Origin of the sequence: Mesobacillus jeotgali (assembly GCF_014856545.2) — a bacterium.
In the GTDB taxonomy this organism is placed as follows: Bacteria; Bacillota; Bacilli; order Bacillales; family Cytobacillaceae; genus Mesobacillus.
Genome location: NZ_CP109811.1, coordinates 445,425 through 462,252, shown reverse-complemented (window position 1 = coordinate 462,252; position 16,828 = coordinate 445,425). Strand labels below are relative to the sequence as shown.

Genomic DNA, 16,828 nt, shown 5'->3' with positions numbered 1-16,828 from the left:
TCATGCTAGATTTCCATCGTCCATCTTTCTTCTTGCGTCTTTTTCAGCTGCTTTTCCGTCTCCTCCGGGTAAACATTCCGGAACTTATGTTGATCGGCAGGGATGATTTCTACCATTTTCGCAATCATATCCTCAGGATCGAATTGGTTCTTTAATCCTTCCTCCTGCTTTTCCATGTCCTCTTTCCGGGTAAAATTCTTCTCCTCATCGTACCATTTCCACTTTTCCTCAGCCGCCCGCTTGTTGAATCCTGTTTCGAATGCGCCCGGGTTAATCGTCGCCACTTTTACATTGTGCTTTTCCAACTCCGACTTCATTGTTTGGGCGATCCCCTCAACCGCATGCTTCGTAGCCGTATATGGCCCGACATACGGTGTCGCTGAAATACCTGCCATCGAGCTCATGAAGATGATTTTTCCGCTTCCCTTATCTACTAGCTTTCGAGCCGCGATTTGCACAGTTTCCAGCGTAGAGAATACATTCACTTCAAAAAGCGCACGGATCCGGTCCATCGGCACCTCAGCCAGCGGACCGCCTTCATTGATCGCTGCATTCGCAACAAACACATCAAAATCATACTCCTTGATTTGCTCACGATCCCGCTCATTCGTTATATCAAGCTTGAATACTTCCATATCAAGTCCCTGATCCTCGGCCTCCCGCATCAGATCCGTCTTTTGCGAAGTCAGCTCAGTCGTCGCAATCACCCGGTGTCCTTTTTTCGCAAGCCCTAGTGAAGCCCCGCGGCCAAGCCCGCTCCCGGCGCCTGTTATAAAAATCGTTTTAGCCATTTCCGACTCCTCCTATCAATATGAACTAATAGTTTCATCTTCCCAAGAGGAGGAGATGTAAAACATAGAATGATTAGCAGGAAATCAGGAATAAAAAAATGCCTAATATCTTATATAGAATTTATTGGCTCTGTTCTTATGTATACCACCCTAACAAATCAAATGAATTTGAATACACCCTTCTCTCCTGTATATTAAGGCTATAGAATATTTAGGAAGGGTGATTACTATTCAAAAGCAAATACAGCTAAAAAAGAGACCAACCGGAGTTCCTACATATGACCATTTTGAATTTGTAGAAGTACCTATAGAAAAACCGGCAAAAGGAGAAATACTTTTGCAGACTATTTATATTTCGGTTGATCCTTATTTACGCGGGCGCATGAATGACACCAAATCCTATATCCCGCCGTTCAAATTGAACGAGGCTATTTCAAGCGGCGTAATCGGAAAAGTGGTTGAGTCCCAGTCAGATCTTTTTGAAGTGGGCGATTTCGTTATTGGCTCATTAGGCTGGCAGGAGTTCTCCATCGCAAAAGAAAATACGGTCCGTAAAATCGACCCGAATCTGGCACCAGTATCGGCATACTTAAGTGTATTAGGCATGACTGGTCTTACAGCATATTTCGGTTTATTAGATATCGGCAAGCCAAAAGCAGGTGAAACTGTCGTTGTTTCCGGTGCGGCGGGAGCTGTCGGTTCTATTGTGGGTCAAATTGCAAAAATCAAAGGTGCAAGGGTAGTTGGTATTGCTGGCACCGCTGAGAAGGTACGTTATCTTCTAGATGATCTTGGATTTGATGCAGCAATAAACTACAATACACAGGATGTAAGCTCCTCTCTAAAAGAGGCATGTCTTGATGGAATCGATGTCTATTTTGAGAACGTCGGCGGAGAGATTTCCGATGCGATTTTCCCTCTTTTGAACAACTTCGCGAGGATTCCTGTCTGCGGAGCGATCTCAGCGTATAACCAGTCAGAGCCAGATGTAGGACCTCGTGTACAGGGTTACTTAATTAAGACTAGTTCTTTGATGCAAGGGTTCACAGTCGGAAACTACTCGTCCCGCTTTGGCGAAGGTGCCAAAGAATTGGCGAGCTGGCTTTTGGAAGGTAAATTGAAGTATGAAGAAACGGTTACAGAAGGCTTTGAGAATACAATTGAAGCATTTTTGGATTTGTTTAAAGGGGCAAATCTCGGAAAAGCGATCGTTAAAGTTGCAGATTCTGATAAATAATAGACAAAGCCGTTCCGGAGATACTTCCGTAACGGCTTTTCTTTTACCAGCAAACTTCACTTTCTCCTCTTACATTGAAAATGCCTTATTTAAGGCATACAAATCTATACCCTTAGCGACCCACGGAATCCTCTTGCTCCATAGTAGGAATCGGCCCCATTGTGATAGACAAAGACCGTATCGTAGCGGCGGTCACAAAAGAGCGCCCCGCCAAGCTTTCTGATATTCTCAGGTGTCTGCACCCAGCTGGACGTTTTCAAGTCAAAATTCCCAAGCTTCTGCAGCTCGCGATATTGTTCCTCCGTTAAAAGCTCAATGCCCATCGCATTTGCCATATCCATCACGCTATTTTCCGGCTTGTGTTTTTTCCTCGCCTCCAGCGCTTCACGGTCGTAACAAACACTTCTGCGGCCTTTAGGGCTTTCCGACGAACAATCAAAAAAAATGTACTCACCAGTCTCTGAATCAAGGCCAACGACATCCGGCTCTCCGCCAGTTGCTTCCATTTCATTGAGCGACCACAATTTTTCATGATTGCTCTCGAGCTTAGCCTGGACTTCAGCCCATTCAAGGCCTTCATGACGGACCATATTTTTCTCAAAACGGGCGCTCAACGTCCCTAGCAGTTCTTCCTGCCGTTCTCTCGTCAGTTCTTTATTTCCTTTTGACATATGTAGTCCCCCTTATTTTTTCTCCTAATCACTAAACCCACACTTCTTCCAACGTATTTCTGAAAAGCTGGTCAAGCTGAGGTGTGAAATCTGGCAATTCAACATTCAGTGTTGAGGTATATTCTTTCAGGCGTGCAATCTCCTCGTTCAGGAATTCGTTGATGACTTCAATTTTCGGTTCATAATCCAGTTCATCACCGCTGATTTTCCTTTGCAGCAAGGTGTGAATCTCTTTCTTCAATTCACCTTCCGGAAGCAGGTCCTCTAATAACGCTGGAAATTCAAGCGGCGGAAACTCATTGTATTTCTCGATCCATTTTGCAGCCAGAACTGGCCTTAGGACATAAAAGTATTTCTTGATTTTGACTTGATCTCCCTGCAGGTACTCCCTGAAATTATTGCTCGCCATATTCAAATAATGATGCAGACAGGAGTTCGGCGCAAAAACTTCTTTGCTGAGCTCCTTCATCTGGTCAATGGTCGAAAAAGCCTGATAGTATACGATTCCTGAACGCAGCCATTCCATCAGCGGCGGATTCGATTTTCTGAATAATTTCAGGGCTTTGGTCAGTTCCCAGCCTGTTATATCCAGCAAATCGTTAATCGGCAATTCAATCACATCTCTTTTCTTGCCGATGCCCATCTGGTCAATCGTCAGATAATCTTCTTTTTTATGTACATAGATGAATCGGACGTCATAATCACTGTCCTTCGACGGAAACTCCCATGCCCTGCTGCCGGATTCAACAGCATAAAGAATTTTCACATCATAATCTTCTTCTATTTTTGCCAGGGATTTTAAAATAATTTCTTTCACAACAATTCTCTCCAATCACTTTGCTGATTTCAAGGCCCACCTGACTGCCAGTAAAAGATACAATAATGCCGCATACAAGACCACACTGACCATATAAATAGCAGGATTCCCCGACTCCCTGGTTATTGCGTGGAGCCGGGCATACTCTTCAGCCGATATAAAATATGATCTTATACTCATTAGCGTAACCAATAATAATAGAAAGGCAAGAATGGCTTTTTTATGTAAAATCAACCTGGTCATGCTTTCCTGCAATGCTTTGGTGAACGGATCATTAGGGTTTCTTTCGATTTTACCGTGAAAAGGCGTCAGGAAATAGATCATCAAACCACCCCAGACAATCGCAAAAACTACTATTGCTGTGAACTGCATTTAAAATCCCCTCTCTTTGCCTTCCAGATACTTTTTATAATCACCTGGACTCTTTAAGTGCTCCGGAACAACTTCTGTCACCTGCTGCTTTTGAACCTCTTTTTCAACAGGAGAATCGCTCGCCAGCCTTTTGCGGATATCATTCAGCAAGTAAATCCCTATGAATAAACTGCCCACTATGATTCCAAAAGCAGCAATCCCGCCCACAATCGGCCCCAAGACAAATAGTAAGTAGCCCAGAACCATACTTAACAGAATGGATAATAGCAAGTACATGTTCTTTCTCCCCTAATTCAATAGAATAAAATTCCCGCGCATCTCACTCTCACTGATGGCAATTCTGGTCGATAAGTCTTTTGTTCTCAGCACATACTCTTTAACACCAATAAATTCAGACTCAGCAATCAAATAAAATTGTGTGCCTCTTTTCAATCCCCTGAAATTCTTTTTCAGCATATATCTCTTCATAGCCTGGTTGCTCCTGTATGTTTGTCTTCGTTTACTTCAACAAGAAGAAGCGTGAATCCTGCTGTGGTTGAGGCTTCTTTTACTAATAGTGATTCTTGCATCATTTTGGTCCAATTGCAATAAAAATAGTACCCCCCCTGCCCACTCGTTACAGGTTGGTGCAACGAAACAATAATATCTAGGTACATGCACTTACGGTCTTACAATCCAACACATATTATGTAAACAGAATACCGAAAGGAGTGAAGGATATTGCTAAAAAAAGATAGAGGAAAATGGGATCGTGAAATTGAGTGTATAAAAGAAACACTCGATAGTTTAATTGAACTTGTTAATGAGCACGAGGAGAGAATCGGTCAGCTGGAAAATTATCGCCCGCCCTCAGAAGATTGCGGAAATGGAGAATTAATCGCGCAATTAAGAGCCTCACTCAATCAAAGAATCCAATTAATCCTCCCTGCAAGTCCCCCTGGAGCAAGGAGACCCAATATAACTGGAAGACTGATTGAGGTAACAGATGAAATTGCCAGAATGCAAATTTCATCGGAACATGAAGAACCAGGAGAGGCACCATTGGTTGGCGTTTATCAGATAAGAGATATTATCGGCTTTGTACCTGCTACAGAAGGCGGATGCGAAGAAGATGACCCACTTACTGAGCCACTGCAGAACCTTATTGGAAGGCGGTTGGAAGTTTACACTTCCTCTCAGGCCGAACCAGTCACAGGAGTTTTAGTAGAAGTTACAGATAGTTTAATAAGACTCGAGGTTGACAATGACCAGGGTGGGACGGATATTGTCACGTTGAGAACAAGTGAAATAACTAGGTATGTAGATCGAGGCAGGCCTGATCCTGGCACAGAACCTGGGCAGGTCATTCTTTCAGTCACTGTCTTATGGCCTAAGGGTGTCCCTCATCCTGATGAAGTCAATGTATCTTTAATAAGAGAAGATGTGATCACGGTCGTCCGCACCGTTAATGGAGTTGCTACCTTTGCAACCGATCCGAGTGGGGATGTGGCTATTAGAGGAGAAGACATTCCAGGGTTTATCACACCAGCTAAACAAATCCGTTTAATCGGAAGACAAAAATTTGTGACAGAAACACTGGAGTATGTAGCAAGCGATATACCTGTCGCAGGAATAAGGATTGATTCCGAACCATTGGTACTGCTCGTTGGTGAACAAGGACAATTAACCGCAACCATACTTCCTGAAAACGCCAATAACCAGGGAATCTCCTGGGAAAGCAGTAATACAGCTGTAGCTACTGTCAATGATCAGGGGGTGGTGACAGCTACCTCTGAAGGGACAGCGATCATCACTGCTATCAGTGATGAGGGAGGATTTACAGCTTCAACTTCTGTAACAGTCTCTAGTATTCAGACTATAATAGATCCCCAGCCAATTACCGCTGTCAGGGGGCAAGTTGTAGTTCTTCCTGAAACCGTTTCAGTCGTGTTGAGCAATGGCTCAACCATGAACGTGCCGGTATCCTGGCAAGCAGCCTCAGGAGATCTGGTCGGAACAACATTTGTCATCCCATTGGATCCAGCTGCTTCCTATACATTGATTGGAGAAGTGGAAAATACAAATTTAACGGCTGAGTTACTTATCTCAGTCGACCCAATACCAGAACCAGCAGTTCCAGTAACCGGAGTCAGCGTCCAACCGGCAACATCGACTCTTTTTGTCGGCAGTACCCTGCAATTAACCGCAACTGTGTCGCCTGAAAACGCGACAACTAAAGATGTGATTTGGAGTTCATCAGACACGAATGTTGCCAACGTGTCAGAAACAGGATTGGTTACGGCTATTTCACCAGGTTTTGCAGTAATTACCGCTGAAACAGTTGATGGCAGCTTTACTGCGTTTGCACAATTAACAGTTTCTGCTGTTCCAGAAATCGAATTAATCTACCCAACTCAGGAGGTTTTTACGAGCGCGCAGGAAGTTATGATTAACGTCGAGAATCTGGTCGAATACACCCCAATCCTTGTACCAACCACCTATTATGTGCGGGTAGAACAATCAGGAAGCAACCGCATCCTTGGTGAAGGGCAAGTCATCATTGGCCCGGAGACAACAGCATTCAATTTATATACAGCGACACTTTTCCAGACAACGCAAAATTTTAGTGCTAGATACTTTGTCTCTATGAGTACAGACCCTGATTTTCCGCCAGAAGAAGACCTGACATTGCGAACAAACTTCACGATTGGCACAGCCGTCCCAACAGTACCTGAAGATAATATTAACGTCACCAAAGAAATTATTGGCGGGCCAAGAGACGGTCAGCCAGGAAATATTACCTTTATCCTTGCCAGAGAGCTTTCTGGGATTGATATCGCAGATTTGTCGTGGGAAGATTATTGGGACAGCACAACAGGCCAATTCACGGATGAGGTAAAAATGATTGGAATGACCAACGAAGAAGGGATTGTCATTTGGGAAGAACCACGAGAAACTTTGAAGCTCGGGGGTTATGTGCTTTTGGAAGTAACACCGCCAGGATATGTAGATAATCTGAATTTGATTAACCCTGAATCGGAAGATGGATCGCTGATGAAGGAAGTTCGATTATCAAGAAATGCAGTGATAAATCGAAACGTCATTAACACCTATGTGGGCGAAGGGTAAGAGTAACTCAGGAAGAGCTCGAACTTATCTCAGCTCTTCCTTTTCAATTCTCGTGAATTATCAATTATCAACGTGACGCTTTTGGCGGCTGACACACTTCGCATTTCCGCTGGTGATTATCCTTGAATTTCTTGAATGTTTTTTCAAATTTATTGCCGCATTCGCATTCGAATTCTAATTTTTGCGAAAAACCGTGATACTCTGTCGTTAAGATCTTACTCTCTGAATTTTTCTCCACAAACTCTTTAATTTTATCGATCGTCCATCGCTTATTCATCTTTCATACCTCCATATATGATCGCCAGGCGGAGGCTTTTCAGGCATCCGTGCAATTATATGTAAAATTCGTTAAAACCTAAGTTCCTATTATACCACGCAGCTAGCGACTTGTTTTACTCTTTATTGTCCTTCTCCAGCAGCTCAATTATTCGGTCAAGTTTTTGTTCCATGCTCTTCTGATTGTCCGGCTGCTTTATTATAAGTGACCTGACAGCATAAAAAACAGCCGCTACAATACCTATCATGAAAATGAAAGAAATAACCTGAAATAGTAAATCCCCTATGTTCAAAATAACTCCCGCCTCACCTTGTATTTTCCATCATTATACTATATTCATTTACATTCCTCCCTTCCGGATTTACTATTAAACTAAATTCTGGACAGGAGTTGGGTTTATGGGAAAGTTTAGAGCAGGCATAATCGGTACAGGTTTTGGCGCGAAAGTTCATGCACCGATGATGGAACACCATGAAGGATTTGAGGTAGTGGCTATCTCCAGTGTATCAAGGGGCAATGTGGAGGAAGCTAGGAAGGCCAGCGGGATTGAAAATATCTATACCGACTGGCGTCAGATGCTTGAGCAGGAGAAGCTCGATTTAGTGGTAGTTGCTTCTGCAGTCCATTTACATAAGGAAATGGTTGCTGCCGTTTTCGAAAAAGGCGTACATGTTGTGTGTGAGAAACCAATGGCTTTGGATGTTGCCGAAACAGAAGAAATGATTTCAGAAAGAGACAAGGCTGGTAGGCTTGGACTGATCAACCACGAGTTCCGGTTCCTTCCGGCTCGTACAAAGGTAAAAGAAATCATGGAGAGCGGAAAACTCGGTGAGATAATGCATGCCCGATACCAGTGCTCCTTTGCGAATTATACCGGCTTAATTTCAAAACCTCGCGGCTGGCTTGGCCAAGAGGAAAAGGGCGGCGGAATGCTAGGCGCGATCGGCTCCCATATGACCGACGCCCTTCAATGGTGGATGAACAGCACCTTTAAGGAAGTGTTTGCCCAGTTGCCCATTCATATCCCTACTCAAACTGATGACCACGGGAATACTGAACATCGAACAGCGGACGATGCTTTCCAGATTATTGGTTCTTTGGAAAACGGGGCTACAGTTACACTTGAACTCCTCTCTGCAGCACGCCAAACTGAGCACACCTGGCGCCTTGAGGTTTACGGTACAGAAGGCACACTTGTGATGCTGGATGACAACAAACTCCTGCTTTCTGAAGGGAATTCAGCACTTCAAGAAGTCGAGCTGGCACCCGCTCTTGAAGCACCTTCAACTATGCCGCAGATTGCAGCACGCTATTATAATGGCTTCCAAAGGGCTTTGGATGCGCTCCACGAAACACTGGTTTCTGGCGAAAAGCATCCTTATCTAGCAGATTTCGAGCATGGACATGCCACTCAAAAAGTATTGGACGCAGTCAGGACCTCTGCTCGTGAAGGCCGAAAAATAGAAGTAAATTAATAGATTCACGGTATTAATAAAGGCATGAGTCAGGCATAGGACCTGGGCTCATGCCTTTCATTTTTTCAATATTCCAGGGTAGCCCTATAACTGGAAGATGGAAAAATATGTTTAATCAAACGTTTGATTAATAATTTTTGTTTGCGGTAGTGATTGGCTTTGGTGAAGGATAAAATGTAATTTTTTCAAATTTTTGATACTCTAAACCCGGCCTTCTCCCAAAAAGAAAAGCCTGATTCCTTTTCCGAACAGGCTCATCTTTCTATAAATTACGAAGCATTGTGTTCAAAGAGCTTAATTCCTCTTCAATCGCGGCAAGCCTCTTCTCCAGCGGATGCAGGTTTCCTTTTACAGATTCTAATTTTTCGAGATTATGCTGAAGCTGCAAATACTCATCTTTCAATTCGACGATTTTATATTCAATTTCTCTTTTATCCACTGCTTGCTCCCCCTGTTTCGACGATTACTTCTTATAGAATAGCGATATCAGGGATTTAATTCAAGATGCATGCAAAAGGCGTACAGATCAGCTTCTGTACGCCCCTTCCCCTATTTATTCACTTTAGATAAAAGCGTAATGCTGTAAATGGCTGCGAGCCCTACAAGGATATAGACCACTTTTGCGATCGGGCTGTCCATGCCGCCGAAAAGTCCTCCGACCAAATCCCATTCAAATAATCCAACCAATAGCCAATTTAAACCGCCGACAATAAGCAATACTAATGATACCAAATTCAACGTTTTCATTTTGACACCACCCATTGTATAATTTTTGTATAACTTTACGAGATTAATTATACAAAACCTATACAAATTAAGCAAACATTTTATATAATTTTGTTAAAGTGTTGATTTAACAGCTTTTTTATTGTGTAACACTTGTATAACTTATCTATAATGGTGAGTGGAGGTGAAAAATTTGTATAGCATCAAGCAAGTATCAGAAATTTTGGATATACCCGCCGTCACGATCAGGGCCTGGGAAAACCGGTACAATGTCGTATCTCCTACCAGGACGGAGGGCGGTCACCGTTTATATAGCGAAAAGGACCTCGAAACACTTAAGTGGATCAAGACTCAAGTACATGAAAAAAATATGAAAATCAGTGACGCGGTCAGGATGCTGCAGGAGTCCCCTCCCGCTTCCACCCCGCCTCCATCACAAAATGACAAGTACGGTGAGCTAAAAGAAAAGCTTTACAAAGCCCTGGTCAACCTTGATACCCAGGAGGCAAACCAGATTGCCGACCTCGCTTTTTCTCTGTATGACTATGAAGAGGTGTTCCACCATATATTAGTCCAGGTTTTGTATAAGGTTGGTGATGAATGGGAGAATGGATCCATCTCGGTTGCCCAGGAGCATTTTGCTTCACAGTTCATCATCAACCGCTGCACACAGTTCTTGAGAGTCCTTCCTGTTAATCCAGCACTCCAGAAAGTGCTGGCGTTCTGTCCAGAAGGAGAGCAGCATCAGATCGGTTTGATGGTCTTCAGCCTTTTTTTAAAAAAGAAAGGCCATGACGTCATCTATTTGGGACCGAATACTCCGCTTGAGGGATTAGCAGATTTGATTAAAATGAAAGACATCAGTGTTGTCGCAATATCCATGACCAACCCGGCCCCGATTCGCAAGGTCGAGGATTGGATTTCTTCAACACTGCAGATGAATCCATCTCTGAGATTCATCGTCGGAGGCATCTGCGTCAAAGACTGTCCAAAGCTTGAGTCAAAGGCAGTCACCTACTCGCTCGGTCCCGATTGGGATAAATGGTATGACTCTTATATGCGTTGATCATCTTTAACAGAAACGCCTTCTTTTATAGAGAAATAGAATGGTAAGATTAGTATGGAATCTTATTAGGGAGGTTTACTAGTGGAAAAGCTATTGCACCCAATCACGGATTGGGTTTCAACAAAGCGTGGAATGTGGATCACGCTTATTGCCTGGCTGGTCCTCATGGTTGGTTTAAGTGCAGGGCCAATGCTTAGTGAATATAAAACAACCAATTTCCAATCGCTTCCTGATGAAGCACAATCGATAATCGCTGAGAAAAAGACGGAAAAACTTTTCCCGAACGAACAAGGAACACCAGGAATCCTCGTTTTCCACAATAAAAACGGCGACATCAACCTGGATGAAGTCAAGCAAATCCTCAATGGAATCATCGCTGAGGATATTGACGGTATCGAAACCATTGTTGATATCAACGCCCTTCCTCCTCAAGCTTTAGGAGGATTCATCTCAGAAGACGGTTCGACGATGATTGTGCCAATGGAGCTCGAAAAAGGGCTTGGAAACAGCCAGTACTCTGAAATCAATGACAAGGCTCTGGAAACTGGCAACGAGATTGCCGAAGACCTTGAAAGCACAGAGTTTTACATTACCGGTCCAGCCGGGATTGCCGGGGACACCGTCAAGCTGTTCGAACAAGCTGACTTTGTCCTGTTGATTGCTACCGTTCTGATTATTTTGATCTTATTGATTGTCATTTATCGTTCGCCGCTGCTTGCGATCATCCCACTGCTCGCGACTGTCATCGTCTATCAGGTCGTGAATCAAAGTGTGGCACTGATGGGTGCAGGCGGCCTGGAGGTCAGCAGCCAGACTTCATCCATCATGAGTATCCTGCTTTTTGCAGCGGTCATTGACTATTCCTTGTTCGTCTTCTCCCGCTATCGCGAGGAACTGAACAAATATGAAAGTAAATATGAAGCGATGAAATATGCGATGCGCGCAACAGCTGAGCCTGTGTTTTTCGCAGGAGGCACTGTTCTCGCCGCCATGCTCATCCTGTTTTTCGCCGATTTCCGTGATTACCTGAACTTCGCGCCTGTATTCGGGACTGCCATGTTCTTTATCATGATTGCTTCAGTTACTCTGCTGCCGGCGCTGTTCACCTTATTTGGCCGCAAAGCATTCTGGCCGAAGGTGCCTAAATACGGCCAGGAAATCGAAGTCAAGCACGGCATCTGGGGACCGGTCGCCAGGTTCGTGGTTAACAAACCGGGAATCTCAGGCGGGATCGTTGCTGTATTTTTAGTTCTTACAGCATTCAATGTCTTCAATCTCGACTTTGAGTTTGATACGGTAAAAAAATTCCCTGAGGACCTGCCTTCACGAGTTGGCTATGAAATCGTCGAGGCACGCTATGACAAAGGGGAACTGGCACCAACGACTTTGCTGGTTGTCAGTGAGGATTCTTTTACCGAGGAAGATACTAAAGCCATCGTTGATCAGTGGCAAAGCTATGACGAGATAGCCTCCGTCCGGATGTCCGCACTATCCGAAGATGCACATGCAATGAAGCTTAGCGTAGCGTTATCAATGAATCCGTACTCTATAGAAGCGATTGATTTTATCGGGAATTTGCGCTCGAAAACTCCTGAGCTATTGGAGGAGCTTGCGATTGATGGAGAAGCATATTATAGCGGAGTCACAGCAAAGCTTTTGGACGAGCGGGAAATCAATAACCACGATATCGTAAAAATCGTCCTTCTGGAAACGGTGTTGATCCTGGTTCTATTGTACGCTCTCACTCGTTCGATCAAGATGTCCATCTACATGATGGGAACCATCCTGTTATCTTACTTATCTGCGCTGGGACTGGGCATCTTCCTCGTCGACGTCTTATTCGGCTTCGAAGCCCTAAGCTCGCGCGTTCCAGTCTACGCCTTCATCTTCTTGGTGGCATTGGGAATCGATTATAACATCATCCTCGCCTCCCGATTCATGGAAGAGCGCAAGGCACACAAAGTCAAAGATGCCCTAGAAATCGCGATCCGCAATACCGGCGGAGTGATTTCATCAGCCGGCGTCATCCTGGCCGCGACATTCGCCGCCCTGACCACGATGCCGATCGCCGATCTGTTCGTCTTCGGCTTCATCGTCGCAGTCGGAATCCTGATCGACACCTTCCTCGTGCGCGGCATGCTGCTGCCAGCCTTGATTCTTTTCTTTGAGAAAGATCAGAAAGAAGCTGCAGCAGAAGGAAAATAATAAAAAGGCAGTCCTGAGAGCAAGAATAGCTCAGGGACTGCCTTTTTTAGTATTTCATCGAGGTTTTGGCCGTCATGACCCTGATGATGGACACTTTTTCGGGTTTCCCTGGCGCTTTTGTCCATCATGACTCGAATGACGGACACTTTTTCGCAATTCCACCGGTTTTTTTGTCCGTCATGATCGTGATGACAAGGCAAATCAAGTCCCGCAAAATGTGCGATAAGGTCTTGCCGCTGGCGGGGCAGGCTTGCAGAATTCGGCCTGCTCAGCTGAGTGCTCATATGGGTTGGCGAGGACTTCGAGCAATTTGACCATGACACTCATGTCGCCATTCACTGCAGCCACGAGTGCTTCCTCTACCCTATGATTTCGAGGTATCACACCCGGATTATTATCGCGCATCAGCTCATGCACATCTTCCTTCGACTGCTCCTGGCGTCCAAGTCTTGCCTGCCACTCTTCATGCCATTTCTTGAACTCCTCATTCTGGAATAACTCCCATCCTTCCAGCTGATTAAATGTCAAAGCTTTAAACGTATTCGTAAAGTCGGCCTTATGCTTATGCATTAGATTAAGCAGGCCAGAAATAAGCGCTTTATCATCTTTTTCCTCATTAAAAATACCCAACTTCAGCCTCATTCCGAATATGAATTCCGACTCAAACATTTCCGGGAATTCAGAAAGAGCTTCCTCCGCCATTTTTACCGCCTCGTCCTCATCTTCATGCAGCAAAGGCAATAAGGCCTCCGCAAAACGAGAAAGATTCCAGCCGCCGATATACGGCTGATTCCCATAGGCGTAGCGCCCATCCCGATCAATCGAACTGAAAACGGTCGCCGGGTCGTACGTATCCATGAAAGCACATGGTCCATAGTCAATACTCTCGCCGCTGATGGTCATGTTATCAGTGTTCATGACCCCGTGGATAAAACCAACATGCTGCCATTTTGCAATCAGTGCTGCCTGGCGCTTGATTACTTTCCTCAAAAAGGAAAGATAGCGGTTATCTTCCCCTTCGACTTTGGGATAATGGCGCTCGATCGCATAATCAGCCAGTGCCCTCAGGTCCTCGGTCTTACCCCAGTTTGCGGCAAATTGGAATGTTCCCACCCTGAGATGGCTTGCTCCCACACGGGTCAGAATTGCTCCGGTCTGCATTGTTTCACGGATGATTTGCTCTCCCGTTGTCGTCACTGCCAGACTTCTGGTAGTCGGAATCCCCAAACCAACCATCGCTTCGCTGATGATAAACTCACGCAGCATCGGCCCGAGTCCTGCGCGCCCGTCTCCTCCACGAGAGTATGGCGTCCGCCCTGAACCTTTCAGCTGGATGTCAAACCTCTCACCATCAGGAGTAATCTGCTCTCCCAACAGAACTGCCCTCCCGTCCCCAAGCATAGTGAAATGGCCGAATTGATGACCTGCATAGGCTTGAGCAAGCGGTGTCCCGCCTTCTGGGATCTCGTTGCCTCCAAACAGAGCTGCTCCTCCATCAGCCTGTAAGGCTTCCGGGTTCAGACCAAGCTCTTCCGCAAGAGACTCATTGAAGATCACCAATTCAGGATCTTTTACAGGTGTGGGATTTTGCAGACTATAAAATATTTTAGGCAGGCGTGAATAGCTATTATCGATATTCCAGCCCGCTTGATTATTCGTCATTTGGGTTACCTCCTTTATTTACTGTTTTCCCTTAATATACCCTTCCATAAGAATGGAAAGCTGCGATTTTACATAAAGGAATATATACCCAGTACCATCCATATATTTATTTTACATCATCTGGGGAGTGATAACATATGACAGTTTCATCAAACTGTAAAGAAAGCCAGCTTCGCTTTGCTGCTAATGCTGCGATTATTGGCGGTTTTCTCATGGGGGCAAACTGGATTTGGCAAGGCTATCTAGACCTGACAGCCGGTGCAGATGCAATCCTTCATGACACCAGTCACCTTGCCTATTACGTAAACAACCTAATGTTATTGATATCCTCCTGGTTTTTATTGCATGGCCTTTTTGCCTTCAGGAATCAGGATCCCTCCGCCGGTGGTTGGGTTTGGAAAATAGGCTTCCTCCTTTCCGCTCTCGGACTTGGGCTGTTCGGCATCGGCACAGCCGGCTTCATTTTTCACGGCCTGATTGGATTCGGAGCATTGCTTGACTTCATCAATATCAGCACAGGCATCGGCAGCCTCGCCATCCATATTGGAGCCCTTCCACTTGGGTACGCCATCCTGCACCACACCAGCACACCTCGATACAGCTCACTGCTCTTCATCCTTCAAACACCTATTGTAATTGTATATCTTTTTGGAATGGTTCCTTTGAACCCGCTGCTCGCAGGCATCCTGATCGGCGGACTGTATGGTGGCGCATGGATCATTATCGGGTCATATTTACGGAGATACGTTTGATGGTATTGGTTAGGGGACTTTTCTGAGGAGGGGATTTTAGACCAGGTGTTTTTCGCAAATTTTGCGAGGCCACCAGCAACATGAATGAAGGTAAGGATAATGGACATTTCATGTTCAACTGCGACCTGAAATGTCTATTAAACCTTATTTTATGGACATTTCCTTGCTCCCCGCTTCCCAAAATGTCTATGAAACACCTTTTTATAGACATTTCCACCTCTTCCGCTTCTCAAAATGTCCAAGAAACCTCTTTTTATAGACATTTCCACCTCTTCCGCTTTTCAAAATGTCTGTTAAGCCTCTTCAATAAGCACTTCTGCCATTCCTCCATCCCCAATATGATAAAATCCAAACCAGTAATTGTGTTTTGTCTCCGTGTAAGAAAAATACTTTTTAAGAATAATAAATGAGGGTAAATAAATATTGTAGAAAGGAGAATTGCCATGAATTATAAAAACATTACTGTCGCCGGAAGCGGCGTTTTAGGAAGCCAGATTGCTTTCCAAACTGCTTACCATGGATTCAACGTTTCAGTCTACGATATTAACGATGAAGCGCTCGAGCGCGCGAAGGAGCGGATCACAAAGCTGAAGCCGCGTTACCAGGAGGATCTTGGAGCATCTGAGCAGGACCTCGATGCCGCTTACAACCGACTTTCGTTTTACAGTGACCTCTCGCAGGCGGTTGCTGACGCTGACCTCGTCATTGAAGCAGTGCCCGAGGTTGTCGATATCAAGACTGATTTTTACGGTAAATTAGGACAAGTCGCACCTGAGAAGACGGTATTCGCGACGAACACTTCTACGTTGCTGCCAAGCCAATTTGCAGAAGCAACAGGTCGTCCGGAAAAATTCCTTGCTCTTCACTTCGCGAATGAAATCTGGAAAAATAACACCGCCGAAGTCATGATGCATCCTGGCACTGACAAGGCCGTATTTAACGACCTGCTGGAATTCGCGAAAGCCATCGGAATGGTTGCCTTGCCACTATACAAAGAGCAGCCCGGTTATATCCTGAACTCGTTATTGGTCCCATTCCTTGAAGCAGGTCAAATGTTGCTAATGAAGGAAGTCGCCGACCCTGAAACCATCGATAAGACATGGATGATCGCAACTGGAGCACCAAAGGGACCATTCGCGATTTTAGACATCGTCGGCATCACCACAGCATACAACATCGCCAACGCTAAGGGTGAAGCCGGAGTTCCGCAGTTTAAAGAACTCGCAAACCTGTTGAAAACGGAGTACATCGACAAAGGAAAACTGGGTGTAGCCACAGGTGAAGGATTTTATAAATACCCGAACCCAAGCTATGAACAGCCAGGATTTTTGAAATAATCATTGAGAAGCTCAATCCTTGTGTGGATTGGGCTTTTTGTTTTCACGCCGGTTTCCAGGTAACGAAGCTATCGGACACTTCCTCGTGATCCCCCTCCCGTTTGGCCGATAGACCTCTTCTATCGGACACTTCCTCGTCGTTCCTCCCTCCGTTTGGCCGATAGACCTCTTCTATCGGACACTTCCTCGTCGTTCCACCCTCCGTTTGGCCGATAGACCTCTTCTATCGGACACTTCCTCGGGATTCCGTCTCCCGTTTGGCCGATAGACCCCCTCTATAAGACACTTTCTTCTGTTCTCTCATTCGAAATGTCTTATTAACCCCCTAATAT

At 45.0% G+C, this 16,828-nt stretch carries 18 protein-coding genes; 7 read left to right on the top strand and 11 right to left on the bottom strand.

Annotated features, from left to right (window positions below; translation table 11 throughout):
- Nucleotides 1–5 precede the first annotated feature (5 nt).
- Nucleotides 6–791 (bottom strand): SDR family oxidoreductase, encoded by a 786-nt coding sequence (locus FOF60_RS02325; RefSeq protein ID WP_192473018.1) that lies wholly within the window; start codon nt 789–791, stop codon nt 6–8.
- Between the two features lie 229 nt (nt 792–1,020).
- On the opposite strand from FOF60_RS02325, the gene FOF60_RS02320 reads away from it, so the two are divergent.
- Nucleotides 1,021–2,028 (top strand): NADP-dependent oxidoreductase, encoded by a 1,008-nt coding sequence (locus tag FOF60_RS02320; RefSeq protein ID WP_413632877.1) that lies wholly within the window; start codon nt 1,021–1,023, stop codon nt 2,026–2,028.
- Nucleotides 2,029–2,132: 104 nt separating this feature from the next.
- On the opposite strand, the gene FOF60_RS02315 is transcribed toward FOF60_RS02320, so the two are convergent.
- The 5 genes from FOF60_RS02315 to FOF60_RS02295 are packed head-to-tail and all read right to left on the bottom strand — an operon-like array spanning nt 2,133 to nt 4,356.
- Complete coding sequence (locus tag FOF60_RS02315) at nt 2,133–2,699, bottom strand: DUF4256 domain-containing protein (RefSeq protein WP_192473016.1); 567 nt, start codon at nt 2,697–2,699, stop codon at nt 2,133–2,135.
- A gap of 31 nt (nt 2,700–2,730) precedes the next feature.
- On the bottom strand, nt 2,731–3,516 hold the full coding sequence (locus tag FOF60_RS02310; protein ID WP_192473015.1) for a nucleotidyltransferase domain-containing protein: 786 nt from the start codon (nt 3,514–3,516) through the stop codon (nt 2,731–2,733).
- Nucleotides 3,517–3,531: 15 nt separating this feature from the next.
- On the bottom strand, nt 3,532–3,888 hold the full coding sequence (locus FOF60_RS02305; protein ID WP_192473014.1) for a hypothetical protein: 357 nt from the start codon (nt 3,886–3,888) through the stop codon (nt 3,532–3,534).
- Nucleotides 3,889–4,164, bottom strand: coding sequence for a hypothetical protein (locus FOF60_RS02300; protein ID WP_192473013.1), 276 nt, complete (start codon nt 4,162–4,164; stop codon nt 3,889–3,891).
- A gap of 12 nt (nt 4,165–4,176) precedes the next feature.
- A complete protein-coding gene (locus FOF60_RS02295) occupies nt 4,177–4,356 on the bottom strand; it encodes a hypothetical protein (protein WP_192473012.1) in 180 nt (59 codons plus the stop codon).
- Between the two features lie 252 nt (nt 4,357–4,608).
- On the opposite strand from FOF60_RS02295, the gene FOF60_RS02290 reads away from it, so the two are divergent.
- Nucleotides 4,609–6,996 carry an Ig-like domain-containing protein gene (locus FOF60_RS02290; RefSeq protein ID WP_192473011.1) on the top strand — a complete coding sequence of 796 codons (2,388 nt, stop codon included), beginning with the start codon at nt 4,609–4,611 and terminating at the stop codon, nt 6,994–6,996.
- 67 nt (nt 6,997–7,063) lie between these two features.
- Here the strand turns inward: FOF60_RS02290 and FOF60_RS02285 are convergent, their stop codons facing one another.
- Both FOF60_RS02285 and FOF60_RS02280 read right to left on the bottom strand, forming a co-directional pair.
- Nucleotides 7,064–7,273 (bottom strand): hypothetical protein, encoded by a 210-nt coding sequence (locus tag FOF60_RS02285; protein WP_192473010.1) that lies wholly within the window; start codon nt 7,271–7,273, stop codon nt 7,064–7,066.
- A 115-nt stretch (nt 7,274–7,388) separates the two neighbouring features.
- A complete protein-coding gene (locus tag FOF60_RS02280) occupies nt 7,389–7,565 on the bottom strand; it encodes a DUF4083 family protein (RefSeq protein ID WP_192473009.1) in 177 nt (58 codons plus the stop codon).
- A gap of 106 nt (nt 7,566–7,671) precedes the next feature.
- On the opposite strand from FOF60_RS02280, the gene FOF60_RS02275 reads away from it, so the two are divergent.
- On the top strand, nt 7,672–8,748 hold the full coding sequence (locus FOF60_RS02275) for a Gfo/Idh/MocA family protein (protein WP_192473008.1): 1,077 nt from the start codon (nt 7,672–7,674) through the stop codon (nt 8,746–8,748).
- A 262-nt stretch (nt 8,749–9,010) separates the two neighbouring features.
- Here the strand turns inward: FOF60_RS02275 and FOF60_RS02270 are convergent, their stop codons facing one another.
- Together FOF60_RS02270 and FOF60_RS02265 are read right to left on the bottom strand one after the other, a co-directional pair.
- On the bottom strand, nt 9,011–9,187 hold the full coding sequence (locus FOF60_RS02270) for an SE1832 family protein (RefSeq protein ID WP_192473007.1): 177 nt from the start codon (nt 9,185–9,187) through the stop codon (nt 9,011–9,013).
- A gap of 110 nt (nt 9,188–9,297) precedes the next feature.
- Entirely contained in the window at nt 9,298–9,495 is a 198-nt protein-coding gene (locus FOF60_RS02265) for a DUF378 domain-containing protein (RefSeq protein ID WP_023626156.1), read from the bottom strand.
- 172 nt (nt 9,496–9,667) lie between these two features.
- On the opposite strand from FOF60_RS02265, the gene FOF60_RS02260 reads away from it, so the two are divergent.
- Complete coding sequence (locus FOF60_RS02260) at nt 9,668–10,540, top strand: MerR family transcriptional regulator (RefSeq protein WP_192473006.1); 873 nt, start codon at nt 9,668–9,670, stop codon at nt 10,538–10,540.
- 81 nt (nt 10,541–10,621) lie between these two features.
- On the top strand, nt 10,622–12,745 hold the full coding sequence (locus tag FOF60_RS02255) for an MMPL family transporter (protein WP_192473005.1): 2,124 nt from the start codon (nt 10,622–10,624) through the stop codon (nt 12,743–12,745).
- A gap of 201 nt (nt 12,746–12,946) precedes the next feature.
- Here the strand turns inward: FOF60_RS02255 and FOF60_RS02250 are convergent, their stop codons facing one another.
- A complete protein-coding gene (locus FOF60_RS02250; RefSeq protein ID WP_192473004.1) occupies nt 12,947–14,407 on the bottom strand; it encodes a protein adenylyltransferase SelO in 1,461 nt (486 codons plus the stop codon).
- A 137-nt stretch (nt 14,408–14,544) separates the two neighbouring features.
- Between FOF60_RS02250 and FOF60_RS02245 the strand changes: the two genes are divergently transcribed.
- Together FOF60_RS02245 and FOF60_RS02240 are read left to right on the top strand one after the other, a co-directional pair.
- Nucleotides 14,545–15,159 carry a hypothetical protein gene (locus FOF60_RS02245; protein WP_192473003.1) on the top strand — a complete coding sequence of 205 codons (615 nt, stop codon included), beginning with the start codon at nt 14,545–14,547 and terminating at the stop codon, nt 15,157–15,159.
- A gap of 443 nt (nt 15,160–15,602) precedes the next feature.
- Nucleotides 15,603–16,496 (top strand): 3-hydroxyacyl-CoA dehydrogenase, encoded by an 894-nt coding sequence (locus FOF60_RS02240; RefSeq protein WP_192473002.1) that lies wholly within the window; start codon nt 15,603–15,605, stop codon nt 16,494–16,496.
- Nucleotides 16,497–16,828 lie beyond the last annotated feature (332 nt).

Coding starts and splice junctions, on each gene's coding strand:
- FOF60_RS02325 (WP_192473018.1), bottom strand. CDS start 791: ATGGCTAAAACGATTTTTATAACAGGCGCCGGGAGCGGGCTTGGCCGC.
- FOF60_RS02315 (WP_192473016.1), bottom strand. CDS start 2,699: ATGTCAAAAGGAAATAAAGAACTGACGAGAGAACGGCAGGAAGAACTG.
- FOF60_RS02305 (WP_192473014.1), bottom strand. CDS start 3,888: ATGCAGTTCACAGCAATAGTAGTTTTTGCGATTGTCTGGGGTGGTTTG.
- FOF60_RS02300 (WP_192473013.1), bottom strand. CDS start 4,164: ATGTACTTGCTATTATCCATTCTGTTAAGTATGGTTCTGGGCTACTTA.
- FOF60_RS02295 (WP_192473012.1), bottom strand. CDS start 4,356: ATGAAGAGATATATGCTGAAAAAGAATTTCAGGGGATTGAAAAGAGGC.
- FOF60_RS02285 (WP_192473010.1), bottom strand. CDS start 7,273: ATGAATAAGCGATGGACGATCGATAAAATTAAAGAGTTTGTGGAGAAA.
- FOF60_RS02275 (WP_192473008.1), top strand. CDS start 7,672: ATGGGAAAGTTTAGAGCAGGCATAATCGGTACAGGTTTTGGCGCGAAA.
- FOF60_RS02265 (WP_023626156.1), bottom strand. CDS start 9,495: ATGAAAACGTTGAATTTGGTATCATTAGTATTGCTTATTGTCGGCGGT.
- FOF60_RS02250 (WP_192473004.1), bottom strand. CDS start 14,407: ATGACGAATAATCAAGCGGGCTGGAATATCGATAATAGCTATTCACGC.
- FOF60_RS02245 (WP_192473003.1), top strand. CDS start 14,545: ATGACAGTTTCATCAAACTGTAAAGAAAGCCAGCTTCGCTTTGCTGCT.
- FOF60_RS02240 (WP_192473002.1), top strand. CDS start 15,603: ATGAATTATAAAAACATTACTGTCGCCGGAAGCGGCGTTTTAGGAAGC.